19 protein-coding genes are annotated in these 23774 nt (G+C 52.8%); 7 read left to right on the forward strand and 12 right to left on the reverse strand.

The window, feature by feature from the left end:
* Window positions 1-13 precede the first annotated feature (13 nt).
* Genes DXU84_RS06340 through DXU84_RS06355 form a run of 4 tightly spaced genes read right to left on the reverse strand, consistent with a single transcriptional unit; the run spans window position 14 to window position 6191 of the window.
* Window positions 14-1285 carry a capsule biosynthesis protein gene (locus DXU84_RS06340; RefSeq protein ID WP_112197080.1) on the reverse strand — a complete coding sequence of 424 codons (1272 nt, stop codon included), beginning with the start codon at window positions 1283-1285 and terminating at the stop codon, window positions 14-16.
* A gap of 47 nt (window positions 1286-1332) precedes the next feature.
* The gene (locus DXU84_RS06345; protein WP_013574687.1) at window positions 1333-3372 is read right to left on the reverse strand and encodes a capsular polysaccharide biosynthesis protein; all 2040 of its coding nucleotides are present in this window, start codon (window positions 3370-3372) and stop codon (window positions 1333-1335) included.
* Window positions 3372-5048, reverse strand: a complete 1677-nt coding sequence (locus DXU84_RS06350) for a polysaccharide biosynthesis/export family protein (protein WP_013574686.1) — start codon at window positions 5046-5048, stop codon at window positions 3372-3374. Before DXU84_RS06350 ends, DXU84_RS06345 begins: the two co-directional genes overlap by 1 nt.
* Before the next feature lie 54 nt (window positions 5049-5102).
* Entirely contained in the window at window positions 5103-6191 is a 1089-nt protein-coding gene (locus tag DXU84_RS06355) for a capsule biosynthesis protein (protein WP_369794815.1), read from the reverse strand.
* A 497-nt stretch (window positions 6192-6688) separates the two neighbouring features.
* On the opposite strand from DXU84_RS06355, the gene DXU84_RS06360 reads away from it, so the two are divergent.
* From DXU84_RS06360 to glnQ, 4 genes are all read left to right on the forward strand, one after another.
* Window positions 6689-6955 (forward strand): DksA/TraR family C4-type zinc finger protein, encoded by a 267-nt coding sequence (locus DXU84_RS06360; RefSeq protein ID WP_013574684.1) that lies wholly within the window; start codon window positions 6689-6691, stop codon window positions 6953-6955.
* A gap of 401 nt (window positions 6956-7356) precedes the next feature.
* The gene (gene glnH / locus DXU84_RS06365; protein ID WP_013574683.1) at window positions 7357-8100 is read left to right on the forward strand and encodes a glutamine ABC transporter substrate-binding protein GlnH; all 744 of its coding nucleotides are present in this window, start codon (window positions 7357-7359) and stop codon (window positions 8098-8100) included.
* A gap of 108 nt (window positions 8101-8208) precedes the next feature.
* Window positions 8209-8868: a glutamine ABC transporter permease GlnP gene (gene glnP, locus DXU84_RS06370; RefSeq protein ID WP_013574682.1), complete on the forward strand. Its 660-nt coding sequence runs from the start codon at window positions 8209-8211 to the stop codon at window positions 8866-8868.
* Window positions 8865-9587: a glutamine ABC transporter ATP-binding protein GlnQ gene (glnQ, locus tag DXU84_RS06375; protein ID WP_013574681.1), complete on the forward strand. Its 723-nt coding sequence runs from the start codon at window positions 8865-8867 to the stop codon at window positions 9585-9587. The genes glnP and glnQ overlap by 4 nt, the downstream gene beginning before the upstream one ends.
* A gap of 229 nt (window positions 9588-9816) precedes the next feature.
* Here the strand turns inward: glnQ and DXU84_RS06380 are convergent, their stop codons facing one another.
* Both DXU84_RS06380 and rlmF read right to left on the reverse strand, forming a co-directional pair.
* Window positions 9817-11127, reverse strand: a complete 1311-nt coding sequence (locus DXU84_RS06380; RefSeq protein ID WP_013574679.1) for a PAS domain-containing methyl-accepting chemotaxis protein — start codon at window positions 11125-11127, stop codon at window positions 9817-9819.
* A 342-nt stretch (window positions 11128-11469) separates the two neighbouring features.
* On the reverse strand, window positions 11470-12438 hold the full coding sequence (rlmF, locus tag DXU84_RS06385) for a 23S rRNA (adenine(1618)-N(6))-methyltransferase RlmF (RefSeq protein ID WP_370461736.1): 969 nt from the start codon (window positions 12436-12438) through the stop codon (window positions 11470-11472).
* Window positions 12439-12644: 206 nt separating this feature from the next.
* Here rlmF and DXU84_RS06390 point away from each other — a divergent pair, with 206 nt between their 5' ends.
* Window positions 12645-13274 carry a flavin reductase family protein gene (locus DXU84_RS06390; protein ID WP_112151180.1) on the forward strand — a complete coding sequence of 210 codons (630 nt, stop codon included), beginning with the start codon at window positions 12645-12647 and terminating at the stop codon, window positions 13272-13274.
* 85 nt (window positions 13275-13359) lie between these two features.
* On the opposite strand, the gene DXU84_RS06395 is transcribed toward DXU84_RS06390, so the two are convergent.
* The 4 genes from DXU84_RS06395 to dinG all read right to left on the reverse strand — a co-directional run bounded on the left by DXU84_RS06395 (window position 13360) and on the right by dinG (window position 19180).
* Window positions 13360-15222 carry a M3 family metallopeptidase gene (locus tag DXU84_RS06395; protein WP_153375120.1) on the reverse strand — a complete coding sequence of 621 codons (1863 nt, stop codon included), beginning with the start codon at window positions 15220-15222 and terminating at the stop codon, window positions 13360-13362.
* Window positions 15223-15334: 112 nt separating this feature from the next.
* Complete coding sequence (locus DXU84_RS06400) at window positions 15335-15676, reverse strand: zinc ribbon domain-containing protein YjdM (RefSeq protein WP_013574675.1); 342 nt, start codon at window positions 15674-15676, stop codon at window positions 15335-15337.
* A 321-nt stretch (window positions 15677-15997) separates the two neighbouring features.
* Window positions 15998-16960 (reverse strand): DNA-binding protein YbiB, encoded by a 963-nt coding sequence (gene ybiB / locus DXU84_RS06405; protein WP_153375122.1) that lies wholly within the window; start codon window positions 16958-16960, stop codon window positions 15998-16000.
* Window positions 16961-17005: 45 nt separating this feature from the next.
* Window positions 17006-19180: an ATP-dependent DNA helicase DinG gene (gene dinG, locus DXU84_RS06410; RefSeq protein ID WP_013574673.1), complete on the reverse strand. Its 2175-nt coding sequence runs from the start codon at window positions 19178-19180 to the stop codon at window positions 17006-17008.
* A gap of 324 nt (window positions 19181-19504) precedes the next feature.
* Between dinG and ompC the strand changes: the two genes are divergently transcribed.
* Both ompC and DXU84_RS06420 read left to right on the forward strand, forming a co-directional pair.
* Window positions 19505-20614, forward strand: a complete 1110-nt coding sequence (gene ompC, locus DXU84_RS06415) for a porin OmpC (RefSeq protein WP_013574672.1) — start codon at window positions 19505-19507, stop codon at window positions 20612-20614.
* A 203-nt stretch (window positions 20615-20817) separates the two neighbouring features.
* Window positions 20818-21624 carry a 5'-nucleotidase, lipoprotein e(P4) family gene (locus DXU84_RS06420; protein WP_013574671.1) on the forward strand — a complete coding sequence of 269 codons (807 nt, stop codon included), beginning with the start codon at window positions 20818-20820 and terminating at the stop codon, window positions 21622-21624.
* Window positions 21625-21817: 193 nt separating this feature from the next.
* On the opposite strand, the gene DXU84_RS06425 is transcribed toward DXU84_RS06420, so the two are convergent.
* Window positions 21818-22657, reverse strand: a complete 840-nt coding sequence (locus DXU84_RS06425; RefSeq protein ID WP_013574670.1) for an ABC transporter ATP-binding protein — start codon at window positions 22655-22657, stop codon at window positions 21818-21820.
* Entirely contained in the window at window positions 22657-23739 is a 1083-nt protein-coding gene (locus DXU84_RS06430; protein ID WP_013574669.1) for an iron ABC transporter permease, read from the reverse strand. Before DXU84_RS06430 ends, DXU84_RS06425 begins: the two co-directional genes overlap by 1 nt.
* Window positions 23740-23774: the final 35 nt, after the last annotated feature.

The following is a 23774-nucleotide window of genomic DNA, read 5'->3' on the forward strand; positions in this document are numbered from 1 at the left end:
TGAAGGTTAATCGTTATGAAGGCTGATGTTTGGTGTAATTCATAATCAGTTTCTGACTGATAAATACCGGGTGATATGGGTTATCAGTCGCTGTGGCGATATCCACTTTATTGCCACCATAAAATACGGCGTTAATCTGCGTATTCTTCAGCAAGTATAACCGGAACTGCTTAAACAGCTTCGCATCGGGTTTAAACCCTGACTGCCAGAACTGGTTCAGGTGCCCCTGATACGTAATGCCTTTAATGTCATACAGCGCGTTGCCCATCACTTTCAGCGGCTTGTTATGAATAAGCGCTGATATCCCGGCGGTGCTGTTAATGGTAACAACCGCTTTGGAATGCGTCAGCAACTCAGGCATCGGCAGGTCATGCACGTAGATTACGCGGTCAGCGATGCCGTATTTTTTACCAAGCTGGCGGATCAGCGGCCCGTATAAGCGGTGCCCTCTGTCCATCGGGTGATGTTTGATCACCAGATACTCAGCGGAAGGGGCCTTTTTGGCAAACGAGTGCATGACTTCATTGATGTAATCACGCACATCCTGATACGGGCTGTGATTGCGGATCTGACTGTCGTTATATACCTGCAAAATGGCCAGATAATACCGCTGATCCAGATCCGTCTGCAGTTGCTGCAAAATGTTGCGCTGGCGGAAGGCGTACAGCTTTTTACGCCAGGCAGCACGGGTCCAGCAGCGCGCCTCATACCACGGCGAGAAGGATTTGTGATGGCGATATTTTGGGAAGTCGTGCCGGTAGCGCCAGCCCGCCAGGTAATACACGGCCGCATGACGCACGCGCTGCCAGCCTGAAGGTTTCAGCTGTTCAACTTCCGGCATGGTCATTTCAGGCAGGCTGCGGTAGAACTCCGCATCGCGTGGCAGGCTGGAATAGGCATTCACGCCATTCTGTTCCAGCGTGATGTAATGCGGGCGCAGATACCCCTCCTCAAACGCGAGGAAGCGTATGCCTTTAGCCTGTGCCCAGCGTTTTGCCGCCTGATGCAACGGACGACAATCCCCGAAACACACGATGGTATCGAAGTCGTAATCCTGCCAGGTGGCTTTCAGCCAGGTCGGAAACTCTTTTGGCGTTTGCTGGTACAAGCGGTATTCACGCTTTCGCGAATACACCCTGTCGCCGCCGTTAAAGACGACATTCACCGCCTCACGCCCCAGAGACTCCAGCCACTGAGCTAAATCGCTGAAGAAAGGCCCCATCGGCCCCTGCAACAGCAAATATTTTTTCCCAGAAAGTAATGTCGTAAGCGCCTTACTGTCCATTTCTGTCCGTTTCCATTAATGCAATAAGCTTGTAGTAAGAAGCCGGTTCAGGTCGTCAACGTCACCCGGACCAGCATGAGCAGTTTTCTGTAATACCGGACTATCCTGCCCGCTTTAACTCTGGTGAATTGCATTTGTGCCCGGGGCGTCGCAGCAAGAAGTTCAACCGCCTGCTCTGCCAAAATGGGCTCCCGACTTTGCGGGTTGATATACGACGGGTAGGCAATCAGCGCCTGGTAAACCACATCGTCTAAGGTGAGGCTGCGCAGCCGGCGTGAACAGGCATGCTCATCCTGCGTCAGTCCCCATCCGGCATAAAATGGCATGCCGTAACACACCACTTTTTTACCGTGTAACAACGCTTCAAAACCTGACAGCGACGTCAGCGTGTGCAGTTCGTCGGCAGCCTGAATACATTGAATAATGTCTGCATCCAGCGCCTGACTGTCCGCCCAGCGGCTGACATCTTCGGCGGGAATGTGTCCCTGCCGGTTCCCCACCAGAACATCCGGATGAGGCTTATAAATAATGTAAGCGCCGGGGTTACGTTCCCGGACAGTGCGTAAAAGCGCGCTGTTGGTACGCAGGGATATCGTGCCGGTCAGGATAGAGGCATCGTCCTCAACCTGCCCCGGCACCAGAATCACCGTTTTATTCGTCGCTTCAGCGGGCAAGGTAAACGCCGCGCCAAGGTTGTATTTACTGACTTTGCTGGCAACCAGTCTCTGGCGTAACGTGGCAGCCCGCTGCTGCTGGCATGGCGCCAGATTGCTGTGACTCAGCAACAGTTCCAGATCGCTCGGGCGCGTCGCATCGTAATAGATACCGGTTTTATCCAGCACCAGCGACAGCGGCGGATGCAGATCAGACCCCAGCCCGGCCGAACGCAGGAAACCATCTTCCATTCGCCATTGCGGGATCTGACGCTGCTGCGCCTGAGCACCCCAGCGGGCCTCGCCTTTGATGCCCCACACGACACAGGCCACTTCACCGGCATAGCGTTTACTGAAATTCACTTTGTTGCTTTTAGTTCGCAGGAAAGGCCCGAGAATGCTGCGCTTCCAGAGGGTCAGTCCCGGCGACCAGAGGCGTCCCGCCCGCTGTTGCTGATGCTTTCGCTGCATCAGCAGCCAACTGAGCACATCAAACAATGTGCCGCTTTTGCCATTAGCCGGATTGATGTACCGGCTGTAACGCAAACAGGCCGCGCTGAACAACTCTTCCACGCTGGCGGTACCCCGGCGTGCCCGGAGCGATGCGGACTGAGGATGACGGTCATCCGTCAGTCCCCAGCCTGCGTACCACGGCTGACCAAACACGCTGACCGGTTTTCCGGCGATCAGCGCTTCAAATCCGTAGTTAGACGTCACCACGTAAACCCGGCTGACAACGCGCAACAGAGATTGCGGGCTGACGTTTTCAGCCAGCAGTTTGATGCGTGGATCCTGCTGCGCCAGTTCGGTAATCTGCGTGAAATAGCCGGCCTTTTTGCCCTGCAAAACATCCGGGTGGATCTTTACCCAAATCTCAGACGTCGGATTTTCTGCCATGGCGGCCTGCAACATCTGTTCGAACTGCTCCGCGCCTGCATTGCCATAAACCACCGCCATATCACCGAAAGTCTGATCGACCACCAGCACCGCGCCACACTCGGGTTTTGCCTTTGTGCAGGCCGGTGCCTGGTTGTATTTCGACAGATCACCTTCCACGATGATCTGCATGGCCTGCCGCGCCGTATCCTGCAGCGGCTGATTCTCTTCACGCTGGCGGATCAGCATTTCAAGCGTGCTGGGTTTCGAGGCGTCGTAATACATTCCCTGCGTCTCTAAAACCATTGAGAACGGCGGACAGCCCGACACGCCCAGCCCCAGGGAGCGGATAAACCCGTCTTCCAGCCGCAGCACCGGCAAGCCTGACTGCTCTGCCCGCGCGACGGCTTTCCCGCCGGTTGGCCGGTAACCCCACACCGCGATGCGGGTGATGCCATCCGGCACCGGTCGCAGCAGCGAAAGCTTGCGACAGGGTTCGCCGAGAAACGCTTCCAGATGCGGGATACGTTGTATGCCCGCTGAAAAGATCCCAATCATTAAATCGTCAGCACCACTTTCGCGGCGACGGCCAGCTGATACAGGATCGTCGAGATGCCGCGGGTGATTTCGATATTTTTCGATTCGTATTTCGGCAGAACCATCAGCTCATCCCCCGGCTGCAACGTTTTCACGTCTTCCGCGTTAATCGCTTCGCCGTTTTGTTTAATCAGGATGACTTTCGAGTTCCCGGCTTTTTGCGTGTAGCCACCGACTTTCTCAATGTAATCATCCGGGCTCAGACCTTTCTGCCAGCTCACCGCATTCGGGAACAGCACTTCGCCGTGGATCATCACGAGTGAGGTTTTCTCCGGAATGTTGATGACATCGCCGTCTTCCAGGATCACTTCATTCAGATTATTTTCGCTCAGGACCACTTCGCCTTTCGGCACCACCTGACGCGCCTTCGCCACGAAACGGCTGACTAACTGGGCTTCCTGCGCACGCAAACGCCCTTCTTCCTGCGTCGAGGACTGGGCGGAAAGTGATGCTTCTTCGAGTTTCTGCAAGGTCAGATCCAGCATCTCTTTCTGGCGAAGCGCGACAGAACGACGGTAAAGCTGGATGGCGTTAATCTGCGACATGCTGTTGGTGCGGATTTTTGGCAACAGCTGGCTCATGGTGGCGCCATACGGCAGCACCACGGCATGTTCACCGGAATGCGCGCCTTCGATGCGAACCTGAATGGTGCCCGCATAACGGTCGGAACTGACAATCAGTTTGTCGCCATCCTGCAATGAGCGCCCCGGTGCGGACCCCAGCGGGTAATACTCGCTGCGTTTCATGCTGCCCTGCTGGCGGATAATGGTCATGTGCGTCGCGCCCGGTTTCGGGCGTGCCCAGCTCAGGGCCTCGCTGACCGGAATGGTGCTGTCGCGGAATTCAAAGTCGTAGCTGTTAAAGACATCGCCTTCCACGCTGAACGTGTGCTGACGCGGCCCGACCACGATGGTATCGCCGTCAGAGAATTGCGACAGGCGCAGATCGCCGTTGAGCAGGAAGTCATACAGGTTAATACGCGAACGCACGCGGTCATTGTGTTTCACCACAATGTCGACATAGCTGCCGCGTTCAGTATCGACGCCGCCGGCTTTACTCAGATAAGAAAGCAGGGAGTCAGACGCCACACCGCCGTATAAACCGGGATTGGTCACATAACCGGTGACAAACACTTTGACCGGCTGTGCCTGAAGCAGGGAGGCATAGACGTTGACGTTGGCCTGATAAACCTGTTTTACCTTGGTGGTGATCACGCTGTTCAGCTGGCTGTTCGAGACGCCTGCAACTTTCAGCGGGCCGACGTTTGGCAGGAAGATATTACCTTTCGGGTCAACGGTCAGCGCGCCGTCAAAATTGAACGCGCCCCACAAACGGATTTGTACCTGATCGCCGAGGCCGACAATGTAATTCGGGTTGAAACCGATACTGGCCGCGTTATCGGCAGCCGCACCGCCGGTAAATAACTGCGCACCGAACATGCGGCTCATCACTGCCGGAACCGGAGGCGGTGGGGAATCATCAAAGCCGGTATCCGGACTCGTCTGTTGCGTCTGGCCGGTTAAAAATGTCGGCAACGGTGCCGCGCCGGTCATATTCGGATCGGCATTGATCCCCACGGCGTTTGCCTGGGTCAGCTGGAAGGCCAGCAAGATAACAACGGACTTCAATAATTTCATAACAAACTCTGTAGGCGATTCTTCAGGCAAAAAGGGAAAGCGATACAGACCACATCAGTCTTTATGGTCATCGATAACGGCCAGCAATAATTTAATCGTTCCGAACAGCAGACAGCACACCAGCAACCAGCTGGCGATCATATAAGGGACATTCGGGAAGGTGGTTTCTTGCGGTAACTGAGGCGAACTGATCACCGACAGCACTTTCAGTTTGCGGGCAGCTTCAACACGCGTCTTTTCAATGGATGTCAGGGTGAGTTTGTAGAGTTCAGTATCAAACTGCACTTTCGACTTAATCTCTTCGAAATCCACGGCCATGGTATTGAGCTGACGGCCATCAGGCGCAGTAATTTTACTTTTTTCCTGATCAATCTGTTTGCCCAGAGACGTAATCGCATTTTGCGCACTGATCACCTGTGGCGCATCGTCACGCAGGTAAGTCAGCAGATTGCGTAACTCCGCTTCCATCTGAATTTTTTGCCCGACGAGCGTGTTCACCAGCGTGGTGGCGGCAATCGCCTGCGCTTCAGGGTCGAGAATATTGTTGTGGTTCTGATACGCCAGCAACTGCGCTTTACTCGCATTGAGACGTGCACGGGCCTCAAGCATTTCGTTTTCAGCAAATGCCTGCTGATCGCGGGCGATCTTATGAGAAATTTCATTGATGAAGCGTTCAGATTCTTTGAGAACGGCTTTGTTAAACTGCTCAGCGAACTGCGGGGTGAAGCCCTGTGTGCCGATAGTCAGCAGGCCAGATTTATCGTCATACGTGACGGCAATACGATCGCGATAATAATTTAAAAACTGCTCGCGGCTGGCATCTTTGGGCAAATGATAAAGGAAATCCAAGCCGCTCCTGCCGAACACGGAATGGAAATCGAGTTGCTTATCCAGCGCGGCCAGCATGTCAGGTGAGTTGATGTATTCTTTTAAATACATCGCATCCTGGGCTGTGCCCGGGTTTCCTGCCCCCAACAGTAAGCCGACATTCAGGCTGGTGCCGCTGATGTCGTTAGAACTTTTGATCGCAACGGTGGATTCACTGAGATAACGCGGACGACTGAAAATCACCAGATAGATGATCAGTAACGCCATCGGCAGGCCAATGACAATTTTACCCAAATTGCGGTTCAGCGTTGCCATACTAAAATACGGAGACCGACGAACCCGGGCGATATGTTCCCCGGGCCATGCTGACTTCATTTTTTCAATAAACATTTATTATCATCATGACAAACTGCACGTTTTTATTATCGTGCTTTATTAAAAGTACCGTGAAACTGCGTTGATATCCCCAGCCAATGGATCACGGTGCGAAATCTTCATCGTGTTTAGGACTACACTTAAGAGTGGGCACTTATCATGGTTAGCCAAGCAAGCACATGTGTCTGACGAAATCCATTTCCTGGTCTGGCCGGTCGTAGCTGCAAGGCAGCGAGGGGAACTGAATGAAAAGTCGCTAAGACCTGCCAGGAACAAGGCTCCGCGGGCAGATCATGAGGTCACGAATATGCGAAAAGCAACAAATTCACACAATCTATTTATGTCTGAAATACATTCATTCAATTCATGGTTTTTTTTAACATAGAGCTCGAAATAACACAAACTCTATCGGATAACTCTTAGGAAAAGAGGTCACTATGGCAAGCGGATGGGCGCAAGATGGCGCAGTGCAGGATCAGATTGATTCAACGGTCAATGATGCCGTTGATCGCGCACGTCAGTCTCTCGGGCATGGCGAAAGTGCGCATTATTGTAAGGAGTGTGGCGAACCCATTCCGGAGGCGCGCCGGAAAGCCCTTCAGGGCGTACAGTATTGCGTCACCTGTCAGGCCGCCCTGGATAAAAAGCAGCAAGATCACGCGGGCTACAATCGTCGTGGCAGTAAAGACAGCCAGTTGCGCTAGAACTTTACCTTATACGTTGACGCACCATTATGGTTCAACACAAGTCATTCCCCCCGTTATTACCCCCGTTTTTCTCTTTACATTTGCTTCAAAACTGAGCACAGGTTTTGCTCATGTACCAATAAAGTTAGAGCAAGTTATCATTTGAGCAGCGCGTTTGTTAATTAATGATTGTTTAAAATACATCATATGGTTAATGATGAAGCCGTGCACCATGAGAGAACATGGCGACGTGCAGCAATGCGCCAAACTGGTGCAATCTGATTTTTAATCACTGCCTGATCGGTTCAGCAAAGCGATAAGCCATTGAATTTTAATATACCTGTCATTTGGCATGAATATTGCATCAAAGCGCCGTAATATAAAGTCGTTCCCATAATATGTACAAAGGAAATTCACTGATGAAGTCACTCTTAAAAGTTTCCCTGGCCGCGTTAACTCTGGCCTTTGCCGTTAGCTCCCACGCAGCAGATAAAAAACTGATCGTAGCTACCGACACTGCGTTTGTACCGTTTGAATTCAAACAAGGCGATAAGTACGTCGGCTTCGACATTGACCTGTGGGACGCGGTCGCTAAAGAGATGAAAGTCTCCTATGAACTGAAACCAATGGACTTCGGCGGCATCATTCCTGCCCTGCAAACACACAACATCGATCTGGCGCTGGCGGGTATCACCATCACGCCTGAACGTAAAAAAGCCATCGACTTCTCTGACGGCTATTACAACAGCGGCCTGATGGTGATGGTTAAGAGCAATAACGACGCCATCAAAAGCGTTGCTGATCTGAAAGGTAAAACCGTTGCAGTGAAAAGCGGTACCAGCTCCGTTGATTACATGAAAGCCAACGTGCAGACCAAAGATCTGCGTCAGTTCCCGAACATCGACAGCGCTTACATGGAACTGGGCACGGGCCGTGCTGATGCGGTCATGCACGACACGCCAAACATTCTGTACTTCATCAAAACGGCCGGTAAAGGTCAGTTCAAAGCGGTCGGCGATTCACTGGCTGGCCAGCAATACGGTATCGCATTCCCGCAAGGCAGTGACCTGCGTGAGAAAGCCAACGCCGCGCTGAAAACCATCAAAGAGAATGGTACTTACGCAGCAATCTACAAAAAATGGTTTGATACCGAACCTAAATAAGTCCTTTTCATTTAAGTCGTTCCTTTTCAGAAAGAGCACTTGATAAGAAGCGCCTGTCAGATGCAAATCTGCACAGGCGCAGTTTGTGGTTTTACCAGGAGATAATCCATGCAGTTTGACTGGAGCGTAATTTGGCCCGCTCTGCCTATCCTGCTCGAAGGCGCCAAAATGACATTGTGGATTTCGGTCCTCGGTCTGGTTGGCGGTCTGATTATTGGTGTGATTGCGGGTTTTGCCCGCGCGTTTGGTGGCTGGTTTAGCAGCAACGTCGCACTGGTCTTTATCGAGCTCATTCGCGGTACGCCTATCGTCGTACAGGTAATGTTCATTTATTTCGCCCTGCCGATGATGGTGCCCGATCTGCGGATCGACCCGTTCAGCGCGGCGGTGGTGACGATCATCATCAACTCCGGTGCTTATATTGCTGAAATTACGCGCGGCGCGGTGTTGTCGATTCACAACGGTTTCCGTGAAGCGGGTCTGGCGCTGGGTCTGTCGCGCCGTGCAACGCTGCGTTACATCATCATGCCGCTGGCATTGCGCCGCATGCTGCCACCGTTGGGTAACCAGTGGATTGTGAGTATCAAAGATACCTCGCTGTTTATCGTTATCGGTGTCGCCGAGCTGACCCGTCAGGGCCAGGAAATCATCGCCGGCAACTTCCGCGCCATGGAAATCTGGAGTGCGGTTGCTGTTATCTATCTGATCATCACGCTGGCTCTGAGCTTTGTTCTGCGCCGCTTAGAACGCAAACTGAAAATTATATGATTGAATTCAAGAACGTCTCAAAACACTTTGGTAAAACCCAGGTGCTCCACGACATCGATCTGAACATTTCTCAGGGTGAAGTCGTGGTTATCATCGGGCCATCCGGCTCCGGTAAATCCACACTGCTGCGCTGCATCAACAAGCTGGAAGAAATCACGTCCGGCGAGCTGATTGTTGATGGCCTGAAAGTGAACGACCCGAAAGTCGATGAACGTCTGATCCGTCAGGAAGCCGGTATGGTGTTCCAGCAGTTCTACCTGTTCCCGCACATGACAGCGCTGGAAAACGTGGCTTTCGGCCCGATCCGCGTTCGTGGTGCGTCGAAGGATGAAGCCAATAAACTGGCGAAAGAACTGCTGGCAAAAGTGGGCCTGTCTGAACGCGCCAACCACTATCCGTCAGAGCTTTCCGGTGGCCAGCAGCAGCGCGTGGCGATTGCCCGTGCACTGGCGGTTAAGCCAAAACTGATGCTGTTTGATGAGCCAACCTCGGCGCTGGATCCTGAACTGCGTCACGAAGTGCTGACCGTCATGAAGCAGCTGGCAGAAGAAGGCATGACAATGGTTATCGTGACCCACGAAGTCGGCTTTGCCGAGAAAGTGGCTTCACGCTTAATCTTTATCGACAAAGGCCGTATTGCTGAAGACGGTAAACCGGCTGATCTGGTGAACAACCCGCCGAGCGAACGTCTGCGCGAGTTCCTGCAACACGTTTCCTGATGCAGAAAGCCGCTGCAAGGGCGGCTTTTAACTCTGACCGAAATTATTTCGGTTTCTCAAGTGCGGTGATCGCTTAACGCGCTGCGCCGAAACCGCCCAAAGGAGGGAAAGCACTTCCCTCCTTTGGGCGGTTTCGGCGCGAGAGGCCGCGTGATAACCGTTATTGAGAAACCGAAATGTTCTCGATCAAAGGGGTTGAAAGCCTCCCCGTTGCAGCGGCCTCCTGCAACTAATGCCTGGTCTGTTCCTTTTCCCTCGCCACGACCGAAAACTCCGCCATCATCCGCACCAGATCCTGCATACCGAGGTTAACCTGATTGATCACATCACCGGCATTGCGGCTCAGCACCACGCCACCGCCTGCGCGGTTGACGCAATTCCCCATACCATCAATCGCGGCCATCACACCATCACGGATGCTTTGCGTAAGCTGGTCAATTTCGACGGCAGCCTTGCGGGACTGATCGGCCAGTGAGCGAACCTCACCCGCCACCACGGCAAATCCTCTGCCCTGCTCGCCCGCATGCGCGGCTTCGATGGTGGCGTTGATGGCTAACAGGTTGGTTTGAGACGAAATACGGCGGATGGTATCAACCATTTCGCCAATACGTTCAGATGTCTGACCGAGCTGCCCGATGATGTCGGAAGTCCGCCGCGCCAGCGCTTCGACTTCCTGCATATCTTCCACTGCCTGCCGGACGATGGTCACGCCCTCTGCCGCGGTTTTGTCAGTAGTCAGCGACAGTTCATGCACGTGCGTCATCATGCTTTCCTGCTGACGCTGCTGATCCATCTGATCCGTAATGTCATGCGCGATTTTGACGATTTTTATCACTTTGCCGTCATCATCTATCACCGGGTTATAGCTCGCCTCCAGCCAGACAGACTGACTGTGGCCAGTGATGCGCTCAAAACGGCCAAGGATAAATTCACCGTTTCTCAGACGCTGCCAGTGATTGCGGTACTCGTGGGAATCACAGTATTGCGGGACACAAAACATCGTGTGGGAATGGCCCTTAATTTGCTGCAAAGAATAACCCATGACTTTCAGGAAGTTATTGTTCGCAGAAATCACATGACCTTCAGGTGTAAAGGTAATCAGCGCCATTGAACGGTCAAGTGCTTGTAAAATTCCCTGATGCTCGTGGGATTCATTAATTCTTTCAGATACATCACTGGCAATTTTAATTATTTCGGTCACTTTGCCTTGTTTATTTTTCACCGGAACATAATTTGCCTCAAGCCAGATTATATTCCCGTTTTTGTGTACACGTTTAATATTTCCGCTGACCGACTTTCCCTGCCGCAAACCTTCCCAGTGAAGACGATACGCATCGCTGGCAACAAACTCCGGGGTGCAGAAAATCCGGTGAGGCTGACCAATCACCTCGTTTCTGCTGTACCCCATGCTGCTGAGAAACAAGTCGTTAACCTCAAGCACCACGCCTTCCGGCGTGAAAGCGATCATCGGAACCGCCTGCTGGATCGCAGCGAATTTATCACGCCATATCGTACTAAACTGATGAGAAAATAATTGCATAGGACAGACACCCTGTGGCTGATAACGTGAATTAATGTGTAATCACAGTTAATTTATAAAAATACACGTGCTAATTCCCACAGATGATGAGTAAAGTTACTCATCAACATGCGAAAGATTAGTCTGACCCCTGGGTGGGTTTAGGCAGGTGCGTGAAAATTTAAATAGCGCAGTGAAAAATAAGCTCACCAGCAAAATCATTACTCTGATAATTAACAAACTTTATTATAGTCAATTAAGCTTAATTTAATTCACCAAAAAAGAAAGGGGCTGGCAGGAGTATTTTTTCCAGCATATTCACCGTCAGATAAACACGCTGGAATACAGGAATTCACAACGTGATCAGACTGACCAGCGTTTGATTGCCCAACTTTTTTGCTGCGAAGGCGTCAGGAAAGTCCAGGCGACAAAACGGCTGATCTTGTTGCCATGCACCATTTCGACAGTGCGGACATCCGTCGCTTCCTCTTCACGAAGTGCGTCATACAGTAACGGCAGCGTTGTTTTTTTGGAAACCAGCACGGTGTACCAGAAACAGTTCTGCGCTTTACCGGCGCTCTCTTCTGCCATGCGGACCACAAAGGCTTCTTCACCGCCTTCACACCACAATTCGTTGTGCTGACCACCGAAGTTAAGCTCTGCGGTGCCCGCACGTCTGTCCAGACCCAGGTTCTGACGTTTACGCTGGCTGCCGGATGCCGCATCTGCCGCTGAAGCGTGGAACGGCGGATTACACAGCACCGCGTCGTATCGCTCATCATGGCGGATAATGGTGTCGAGAATACGCTGCGGTTTCGCCTGTAAACGGAAACGCACCTGATTGGTCAGTTGCGGATTGGTGGCGACGATTTTTTTAGCCGCCGCCATTGATACCGGATCAATCTCACTGGCGGTGAAGCGCCAGCCGTATTCGCGTAAACCAATAATCGGGTAAATACAGTTCGCGCCCACACCGATATCCAGCACGGAAATGTCTTTGCCTTGCGGGATATTGCCGTTGTTGCTGCCCGCCAGAAGATCTGCCAGATGGTGAATATAATCTGCACGCCCGGGAATTGGCGGGCACAGGTAATCAGCCGGAATATCCCAGTTTTCAATCTGATAGCAATCGCGCAGCAAAGCACGGTTCAGGGCTTTTACCGCCTGAGCGTTGGCGAAATCAACGGACAAATCGCCCCATTTATTTTCGACGACGAACGGTGCAAGTTCCGGGCTGCTGGCAATCAGGGCCGGGAAATCATAGCGGCTGCGATGACGATTTCGCGGGTGAAGACCGCCTTTTTCCTGAGGGAAGACTTTCTTTTTTTCCACCTGAGTGACTCTCCGAAAGGTGTGCGCGACGCATGAAATATGCGATGGGGCGTTGGATATTTATGAATGGCGCACAAGATACCACAAAGCGCCGCCGCCTGCCGGATGCATGCTGACTCGGGCGGGCACATAAAAACGGTCAACGTCTGATTAATTCGGGTAATGTACAAATCATAGTCTTTATGAATTATTTGCTGAGGAAAATCATGAACACTGATGAACGTTACTACTACGAGCCCGCTAAAGGCCACGGCCTGCCCCATGATCCGTTAAACGCCATTGTCGGCCCGCGTCCGATTGGCTGGATTTCATCACGCAATGCCGCCGGACAACGCAATCTGGCGCCGTACAGCTTCTTCAATTGTTTCAATTACCGCCCGCCGATCATTGGTTTTGCCAGCAGTGGCTGGAAAGACAGCGTGGCGAATATCGTGGAAACCGGCGAATTCGTCTGGAATCTCACCACCCGACCGCTGGCGGTGAAAATGAATGAAAGTTCGGCCTCGCTGGAACATGGCGCGGATGAGTTTGATTTCGCCGGTCTGACCGCACAACCCGGCACCCTGGTTGCCGCTGACCGCGTGCTGGAAAGCCCGGTGAACTTTGAGTGCAAACTGACGCAGTGTATTCAGCTTAAAACGGCCGCCGGTGGCGATATCGATACCTGGCTGGTGCTGGGCGAAGTGGTTGCCGTGCATATTGCGCCACATCTGCTGATTGACGGCATTTATCAGACTGCGCTTGCCGAACCGGTATTACGCGCCGGTGGCCCTTCTGCCTATTACGGTATTTCAGAAGATTTACGCTTTGACCTGATACGCCCCGACGCCCGTTGACCTGAGGCGTAAGACAAAAAAAAAGCCACCGCACGTTGACCCTGCCGGTGGCTTTTATGTTCATGATCTTTATTTTTTGCTGTAACTATTTTCTACCGTAGTTCTGTTCAACGAAATCCGCAAAATCCTGACACATCGCGTCATCACCGTCGGCACTGTCAGCCAGAATCAACGCACCATCCACCACGCGGATATGCACATTCAGATCGAAATCCGCTTCAGGTTGCTCACGTTTTGATGCCTTTTCAATGGTCTGCTGCGCTTCCTGCCACGCCGCATCCACGGTCTGATTACAGGCCTGCGCCAGATAATCCGGATTGAACCCCTCGCCGGTCAGGCTGCGCAAGGTATCGTCGTGACTGACGCTGTTACCCGGCGTCCAGTAATGCTTCGCCAGATCCGGACCGATAGCCGGATTGTCGGTCAGATAACCATCGCGTTTCAGGAAGAAAGCGCGGGTCTGTTCCACGGCCATCATCGCCAGCAGATAGCCCTGATACGAACAGGCGGATTCCATGGAAAGCAGATGCGGGATAGCGAGCGTCGGACGCGGACTGCCGGTGACGCCCAGAATATGGGTTTCGACATCACGCGCCAGCGCGGTCATCGCTTCCGGCGTGCGTTTCTCATCCGGCCACTGATAAAGCTGCCACTCGAAATACGGCACCAGCAGAATGTGACGTTCATTGAAGGAACGCATCGGCTGACGGGCTTCAATACTGGCGCGGATCAGTTCATCCGGCACCGGTTCACCTGCGGTATTTTTCGCATAACGTTTCAGCCAGTCAGCATCTTCCAGCAGGCTGTCGCAAAACATGGATTGCGTTTCCGCATAGGCCATGGACGTCGGCGGGAATTCCTGCGAGAAGCATGGTGCATTCTGGCGGATATTGGCGAAGTGCGCCGCATGGCCGCCTTCATGGAACAGCGTATTCAGGCCATTCGCGCCACTGCCAATCTGATCAGGTTTCGCCAGGCTGGTGAAGTTAATCACTGCTGGCACCCATTTGCCGTTGTCATAGAACGGCGGCACCGGCCCGTGCATAAAACCATTTTCAAACTTGCCTTCGCGTACCAGCAAATCCAGCTGCATTTCTGCGCCGTTAAAGCCGATATTCAGGCGCTTGAAGCTGTCTATCCAGCGACGCAGGGAATCAGCGAACGGGAAGTAAGGATCGAGCTGACGGGTGACGTCACCGGCGCTGGCGAAGCGGATATTCCATGGCAATAGTGCGGCGTCGCCTTCACGCGCGACCAGTTCATTGAGGCTGCGGGTGTTGCTTTCGCGGGTTTGCTCTTCGAAACGATCGAGGATGGCGAATAACTGTTCCGGCGACATGCGCTCGGTTTTATTCACTTTATAATCGAAGTAGTTGCGGTAACCGAGCTGACGCGCAAAACGGTTACGCAAGCCGATCAGCTCAGGCAATCCGTTATGCAGCAGCCAGTCCTCCAGTTCGCGCAATGCATTTTGCGAACTCCGGCGGTAGACTTCATTTTCGTTATTCGCCTGATTGGTCAGCAGCTCGCCAAGGGAGGCATTAACGCGCTCGCCTTTGCTGTTGATGTGCGTCATGCGGTACTGCTTACGTTTGCCGAACAGCGCCGATTCCGCCTGAATAATTTCATCCAGCAGCGCCTGTGCTTTAGGGTCTTCAATCACGTTACAGTCAAAGAAATTCAGCCAGCCAAGCAGACCGTGCAGTAAGGCATCACGCGCCTCGCTGGCGGATTCTTTTTCGACGCGGGCAATCGCATCACGCAATTCCTGCGGGCGCGAAGGCTGGGCGATAAAACGTTTGTACGCCGTTTCAGCAGCGGAGAAAGCCGCAGAAACAGTGTCATCACCGGTGCCCATATAGTGTTGCCAGAACAAATTTTCTTTGTCCTGATGAACGTTGAGGTAATCGCGATTGAGGGCGTTAAAGTAGTCCTGAGCCTGTTTCATGCATTCTTCTCTGCTGAAAGTTAACGAGATTATGCATTGAGTGTATGTTCGCAAAGCGGTTATGTCGATATGGCAAAACCGCTTTTGAACGTCAGGCAGGAAGGTGCGGAGATCAGTTTTTCTTAACAAACTCAGATTTGAGTTTCATCTGGCCGAAACCATCAATTTTGCAATCGATGTTGTGATCGCCTTCGACTAAACGAATGCCTTTCACTTTGGTGCCGATTTTCAGCATCGAAGAACTGCCTTTCACTTTCAGGTCTTTGATCACGGTGACAGAATCGCCATCCGCCAGCAGATTGCCGTTGGCATCCACCACTTTCAGTACATCATCATCTGCCGCAGCATCACTGTTCATCGACCAGACATGACCGCATTCAGGGCAGTTAAGCATTTCGCCGTCCTGCCAGGTGAATTCGGATTGACACGTCGGGCAAGCTGGTAAAGTTTCCATATTTAAATCCCCATAAAATTTTATAAAAAAACGAATGAAATCATGAAATAAATTTCGTAGTTTCTCTATTTTAGCGGTTAACCACACTTTTGAACAGGGTAACGGAGTTTTTGGGGAGCTGAGACAGGTATATGAAGTGAATTTCTCGATGATAAATATGGTTTTTTAAGCTCCCTCCCCTGCGAAGGGGAGGGTTGGGGTGGGGTATTAAAGAAAAACTAAAAATTTTGAAGTATGCATTGACTATAGTTTTGACCTTAATACCCCCTCCCCGCCTCCCCCTTCGCAGGGGGAGGAGCTAACTGAGCTCATTCCCAGCTTTTAAAAAATCTGATCCACAATCATTCTGGCCTCAACCATATCGGCACAAACCTCTGCGGCCACCAGACAACACGCCAGTTGCGTGATGATCGCCTGCGGAATAGCGCGTTCGCCCTTCAGGCATTCCTGAATGTAGGCAACGGTAGTGGCGACATCTTTGCTTGCCGGCACGTCCGCACCGAAAATCTCTTCTTTTTCGGCCAGTACGCGCTGTTCGCCACCGGCGATAAAGTGCGTCTGCGGAAAGCGTGAAGGGTTCGCGTACACTTCCCCTTCAGTGCCTTGCGTCAGGAGCGCACGGCCATCAATCTGGCGGAAGAACGAGGAAACACGCTGCACGTATTCAGGGTGCGAAACACTCGATAAACGCAGGGAATCCTGACCGGTAAACGGCGTGATAAGTTTCGCCAGGGTATGGCTGCTGTTTCGCACCCCCATCTGCCAGCGCAACGCGAGCTGTTTTTCGACTGGCGGGCAAAGTACGGAGATTGGCACAAATACCGGTGCGTCAGCCGCATCTGAAAGCTGTTGTGCGTCCTGCTGGCTTTGTGCTGCGCGGATGCCGAGCGCACGAAAAATCTCAGCACTGGTGATGCGGGTAGGATCTTCATCCACACCATGCACCAGCACCGGCAAGCCGAGACGGCTGAGCAGGATAGCCAGCAGCGGCGTCAGATTCGCCTGTTTACGTGCACCGTTATAGGTTGGGATCACGACCGGCAGCGGACGATCAGCCGGTGGCTGAAGGCGCATCACGCACTCGTCCATCGCCTGATAAAAACCGAGCATTTCTTCTTCCGCTTCGCCTTTGATACGAAACGCAATCAGCAGCGCACCGAGTTGCAGATCCGGCACCTCGCCCGCCAGCATGTGGCGATACAACGCATGCGACTGCTCACGGTTCAAATCGCGGGCGTGATTTTTGCCCCGTCCCACTTCTTTGATGAGTTTGGTGTAATCCATCGTAGCCTTACCTTGTCTGTGCAATCATGTGTCAGTGGAAAGAAGTTATCGTCTGCGCGCACGGCGACGAACCGGGTCTTTCTTCGCGGTCTTGAGAATATCGGGACGCTTCACTGAACCGGGCGCTGGCATTTCGCGCTGTTCAATCGGGAATACCGGCAATGCCGCCAGCAGGCGTGCACCGTAACTTTTTGTCAGCAGGCGCTTATCGTAAATCACGATTTCGCCCGTACATTCATGGCTGCGGATCAGTCGCCCGACCTGCTGGATCAGATTGAATGACGCGCTGGGCAAACTCTGCACTTCAAACGGATAGCGTTTCAGCGTTTTCAGCCATTCACCTTCCGTCAGAATAACCGGACTGTCGATAGGGGGGAAAGCGATCTTATGGATATGTACCTGCGTCAGCAGTTCCCCTTTCAGGTCCAGCCCTTCGGCGAACGATTGCAGGCCAATCAGTACGCTGGTGGTGCCCGCAGCGACGCGTTTACGGTGCTCCTCGACCAGCCGGTAGCGCGGCTGATCGCCCTGCACCAGTAACATCAGGCGTAAATCCGGTAACAGCGCCACAAACTGCTGTAACGCACGGTTGCTGGCAAACAATACCAGTTGACCGGTATGCCCCCCTTTCGCCAGTTCAGCGCGGAAGAAATCTGCCATTTCCTGAATATGCGCGGCCTCATTGGCCATCACCGGTTCGAGGGTCATTTGCGGAATGACCAGCTTGCCCTGCTCGACGTGATTAAACGGCGAATCCAGGCTGACAAACCGGTCACCGGCTTTTTCCGTCAGCCCGCTCATTTCCTGAAGCCGGGAAAAACTGTTCAGCGAACGCAATGTCGCGGAAGTGATCACCACATGCGGCACTTTGCGCCACAGCATTTTTTCCAGCTGTTCGCTGACGCGGATCCCCGCGCAATGAAACACCAGATGTGTCTGGTTATCGAAATACGAACGCGTCACCCATTTGCCAATCGGGGCATTCGAGGCCTTGTCCAGCGCCGCCAGCCGCCACAGTTTGCTCATGGTTTCGAGATACCCCTGCATGCGGCTCATATGCAGAATCGCGCGGTGTAAACGCATAATATCGTGCTTGCCGGTTTTCTCGCTGAGGTCATTCACCATGTATTCTGCCAGGCTGCGCAGGCCATCGGTGAGTTTAAACAGGCGGCTGCACTGTTCGGTCAGTTCAGGGGGTAAGACGCCCAGCTCGAAACGGTATTCGGCTTCCGGTTCTGCAGGCGGCAGATGCTGGCTGACCGCTTGCTCGATCAGCAGCAGCAGTTCGCGCATTTCGGCACAGTGGTTATGCAGGCGTTCAGCATGGGTCAGCGGCGGCGGATTTTTCGGGGTGAACAGCGCCAGACATTGCTCAATCTGGCGCACAAAGTTGTCCAGTTGCAGGTTATTCCACACCGCTGTGATTTCGGCCTCAACTTCCAGCGCATCACGCGCCACTTCCGGCAAATGATGGCCTTCATCAAGCACCAGCAGCAGATCTTTCGCCGGCGGCAGCACCGATTCCGATTCCAGCGCAGCCATCACCAGCGCGTGGTTAGTCACCACCACATCGGCACTTTCGATCTCTTTGCGCGCCACAAAATACGGGCATTCGCGGAAATAGTGGCAGTTACGGCTGAGGCAGTTGGCTTTGTCGGTGCTGATTTTTATCCACAGCGGATCGTCGATGGTTTTCTGGTAATGATCGCGCAATCCGTCCCACTCGTAGCGGGACAACGCGGTTTCCAGCGTTTTACAGAGTTTCTGTTCTTCGCCGCTGGAAGGCGCCAGTTCATCGCCGAGGAACAACCCGAGGTCGCCCTGCGCATTCTCGTTACTCATCGCCGCCAGATTACGCGGGCAGACATAACGGCCACGCCCGAATGCGCCGGTGAATTTCAGATCCGGAATAATTTTTTTCAGCAGCGGGAGATCTTTACTAAAAATCTGATCCTGCAACGCCACGTTGGCGGTGCTGACAATCAGCGGTTTTTCTTCCTCGCGGCTGACGGCAATGCCGGGGATCAGATAGGACAGCGTTTTCCCGACGCCAGTTGGCGCCTCAATGGCCAGATGCCGTGCAGAATCCCCCGAGAACGCTTTCGCCACCTCTGCAATCATCTGACGTTGCGGAGCGCGGGAAATGAAGTCCGGGATTTGCTGTTGCAGGGCTTTGTACCACTGGCTTATCTGATTTTTTACTGCGGGGGAAAGCGCCATGCATCTCTTTTTTGTTGGAAGTGAGACAGGAATGTGGGAGCTATTGTCACACAGACCCGCTTCCGGCGCAGCCCGAAATCTCAATTCCTCCTCCTTACGGGTGAACGAAAATTGTGCAGAAAAAACGGAGGATGTGTAAAAAAAGAAAAAGTTCATTTCTGACTGTCATAAATTGATCACAAAAATACGGTAAAAAACTCTCGCTGAGAAAAATCCGAGTCCACACGGAATGCACAGCAAAAAATGGTGATTAGCGTCTTTCCATAAGACTTCATATAAAGCTTTCCCAAAAAGCTTTTAATAGAAAATGCAGGGTAAAAATTCATGAAACGTAATATTCTGGCACTTTTAATTCCTGGTTTATTGATTGCATCAGGCGCACACGCAGCGGAAGTTTATAATAAAGACGGCAATAAACTGGACCTGTACGGTAAAGTGAAAGGTCTGCATTACTTCTCTGACGCTGCCAGCAATGACGGCGACCAGAGTTATATTCGTTTCGGTTTTAAAGGCCAGACACAAATTAATGACCTGATCACCGGCTACGGCCAGTGGGAATACAACGTCATGGCTAACCATGCTGAATCTGACAGCAAAACGCCAAGCACCACCGGCACCAAAACCCGTCTGGCCTTCGCTGGCCTGAAATTCGGTCAATACGGTTCCGTCGACTATGGCCGTAACTACGGTGCGCTGTACGACGTTGAAGCCTGGACCGATATGTTCCCTGAATTCGGCGGCGACGGTTATACCAAGGCTGACCGCTTCATGACTGGCCGTACCAACGGCGTAGCCACCTACCGTAACCGTGGCTTCTTCGGCCTGGTTGACGGTCTGAACGTTGCCGTTCAGTACCAGGGCAAAAATGAAAACGACGGTCGCGGCAGCAGCACAGCTAACGGCGACGGTTATGCACTTTCCACCACTTACGCACTGGGTGACAGCGGCGTGAGCCTGGGTGGTGCCTATGCTTCTTCTGACCGCACAACTGCTCAGAGTAATTCCACTTACGGCAAAGGTGATAAAGCAGACGCATGGACTGGCGGCATGAAATATGACGCAAATGGCGTTTATTTAGCCGCAATGTATGCTGAAACCCGTAATATGGTGGCAATCACCGTCCCTGGCGGAATTGCAGGCGCACCGGCTGGCAGCGGTTTTGCGAATAAAACACAAACCTTCGAAGCCGTTGCACAATATCAGTTTGAGAATGGCCTGCGCCCTTCACTGGGTTATGTCCAGACTAAAGCAAAAGATATTGAGAATATCGGTGATGCCGACCTGGTTAAATACGTTGACGTAGCCGCGACCTATTATTTCAACAAAAATATGTCTGCGTATGTTGATTATAAAATCAACCAACTGTCTGACGACAATAAACTGGCTCTGAACAACGACGATATCACTGCCGTTGGCCTGGTTTATCAGTTCTAAATTTAAGCGTTTTACCCCCTCATTGTTATTTCTCTGTCTTTGATTTTTTTGGCCGGACTCACCCTCCGGCCTTTTTCATTTCTGTCATTTTCCGGCACATCTCGCGTAACTCATCATTTATTCTTTCACACCCCGCTGAATCTGCTAAAGTTTTAACGATTTTCATGAATGCGAATCCTTCGTAACAAGCATAGGGACAACCAATGAATAAAATTTCGCTTTGCACCACCAGTGCTTTAATCATGCTGGCCCTCAGTGGCTGTGCGCAGCAAAAAACCGATGCCCAGCAGAAGCTGAACGATCAGTCCGTCATGGCACTGAACTGGTTCCAGCAATCCGGTGAATATCAGGCGCTGGCTTATCAGGCATTTAACACGGCCAAAATGGCTTTCGATCAGGCGCAGCCTCTGGCTGGTCAGAAGAAAGCCGTTGTCGTTGACCTCGATGAAACCATGCTCGATAACAGCGCATACAGTGCGTGGCAGGTCAAAGCGAACAAGCCATTCGACAGCAAGACCTGGTCTCAGTGGACAGCAGCCCGCCAGGCAACAGCCGTTCCCGGTGCGGTTGAATTCGCTAATTATGTCAACACTCACGGCGGCACGATGTTCTACGTGTCCAATCGCAAAACCAGCGAATACGCCGCGACACTGGATAATATGAACCGTCTGGGCTTTACCGGCGCCAATGAAAAAACCATGCTGCTGAGTTCTGATACCTCCAACAAGCAGGCACGTTTTGATTCCATCAAAGCCGCGGGTTATCACGTGGTGATTTACATCGGCGACAACCTGAATGACTTTGGTTCTGCCACCTACCATCAGGGCAACGAGCAGCGTCGGGCGTTTGTGAATCAGAACCATCAGCACTTCGGTACACAATATATCGTGCTGCCAAATCCGCTGTACGGTGACTGGGAAAGTGGTCTGGCGAAGGATTACAACAAGCTGACGCCTGAGCAGAAACTGTCAGCGCGGGAGCAGAATTTGAAGGCGTGGAGCGGGAAATAATCCCGTTGCGGTTTGCTCCTCCCCCTGCGAAGGGGGAGGTTGGGAGGGGGTTTTAGACTGTAAATCAATTGCCTGAGCGGAAACTTCACCCAACGTTTTTGCTTTAATACCCCACCCCAGCCCTCCCCTTCGCAGGGGAGGGAGCGGAACGGTGAAAACCTGAGTAATGTCTGCCTTTTGTCAGGACATCGCGTTAAATCTCCGGATTCCCCACTAACCCATCGATCAATATCTGCGGTGTCCCCTGCGAGCAGCGCTCAATTCTGCCGCGTACACCGTAGACCCGCGCCAGACTGTCGGCAGTGATCACGTCTTCCGGCTCGCCATCGGCAATCAGATTACCGTCTTTAAGCATCAGCACGCGGTCGCCATGACGCAGGGCGATATTGATGTCATGCACCACAACCACTGTCACGATATTGCGTTTCTGCGTTTCCTTGCGCACCAGATCCATGACATGGAACTGGTAGTTGAGATCGAGGGCGCTGAGCGGTTCGTCCAGCAGGAGTAATGACGGCTGGCGGATCAGCGATTGCGCCAGGCCAACCAGTTGCTTCTGACCACCGGAAAGCTGATCGAGATAACTCAGCGCCAGATGTTCGATACCCAACTGACGCAAAAGCGCCATCACTGTATCGGTACCTTCCGCATTCTTGCCTTTACCGCCGCCGGACGCGCGCTGCGCCACGATAATGGATTCCAGCACATGCAGATGTACGCCCGCAGGCAGAGTTTGCGGCAGATACACCACCTGCTCTGCACGTCGTGCAAACGGCATCGGCATTAAATCGTGTCCGTCGAGCATCAGTTGCCCTTCCGCACGGTTAAGCCCGGCGAGAGAACGCAGCAGCGTCGACTTACCGCTGCCATTTGGCCCGAGCAGAACGGTAATTTTCCCGCGTGGCAACATCGGTACATTCAGATTGCGGATCACGCGGCGCTTCGGATATCCGGCGTTGAAATCGCGGATTTGCAGGCCCTGCGTAGCAGCATTCAGTAAATCTTCAGGACGCGTTTCTAACATCGCAGACATCAGATGTTCCCCCGGTGGCGCAGAATAATACTCAGGAAGAACGGCACGCCAACCAGAGACGTCACGATACCGACAGGAATAATGACGCCCGGCACCAGATTTTTAGAGGCTACCGACGCCATCGACAACACCAGCGCGCCAATCAGCGCACTGGCGGGCAGATAGAAACGGTGATCTTCACCAAACATCAGGCGGGCGATATGCGGTGCCACCAGCCCGATAAAACCGATCGGCCCGACGAAAGCCACCGCCAGTGCGGAAAGAATACTGATGCGCAGTAACGTACCGAGACGCAGGCGACGCACGTCGATACCAAAACTGACGGCACGATCTTCACCCAGACGCAGCGCGGTGAGTTTCCACGCGCTCATCATCGACCACGGCAATAAAATCAGGAATGCCAACACCATCACGCCGAGTTTCACCCACGACGCCCTCGCCAGGCTGCCCATCGTCCAGAAAACCAGCCCCTGTAAGGTGTCTTCGGTGGCGATAAACTGCATCAGCGAAACCAGTGCGTTGAAGGTAAAGACCAGCGCGATACCAAACAGCACCACACCGGAGCTGGCAACGCGCGTCCAGCGGGTGATACCGTCGAGCATCAGTGCGGCAAATAAGGCAAAAATGAAGGCGTTGGCGGAGATAAACCATTGATCCGGCACGCCGGGAATCCCAATGCCAAGCACAATCGCCAGCGCCGCACCAAACGCCGCAGCAGAAGACACGCCCAGCGTAAACGGACTGGCCAGCGGGTTATTGAGGATGGTCTGCATTTCAGCACCGGCAAGGCCCAGTGACATACCAACCGCCACCGCCATCAGCGCGTAAGGCAGACGAATATCCCAGACAATCACCCGCGTGCCCGGATCCGCCGCTGCGGCGTCAAACAGCGTTTTCCACAATGTGCCGAGCGATAACCCCGAAGGCCCCATAATGAAATCAATCACCAGTGAAACGACAATCGCCAGTACCAGGATCAGCATAACTAACAGACGGCGGCGCACGATATTCTGGTATCGCCCCATAACGCTGTCTTCGGCGTTGACGTTCACCCTCAGGGTGGGTTCGGTAGTTGCACTCATTTTCGCTTCAATCTCATTAAGTTAAAACTTACGGC

The organism is Rahnella sp. RcJ3, assembly GCF_009498575.1.
Classification (GTDB): Bacteria; Pseudomonadota; Gammaproteobacteria; order Enterobacterales; family Enterobacteriaceae; genus Rahnella; species Rahnella aceris.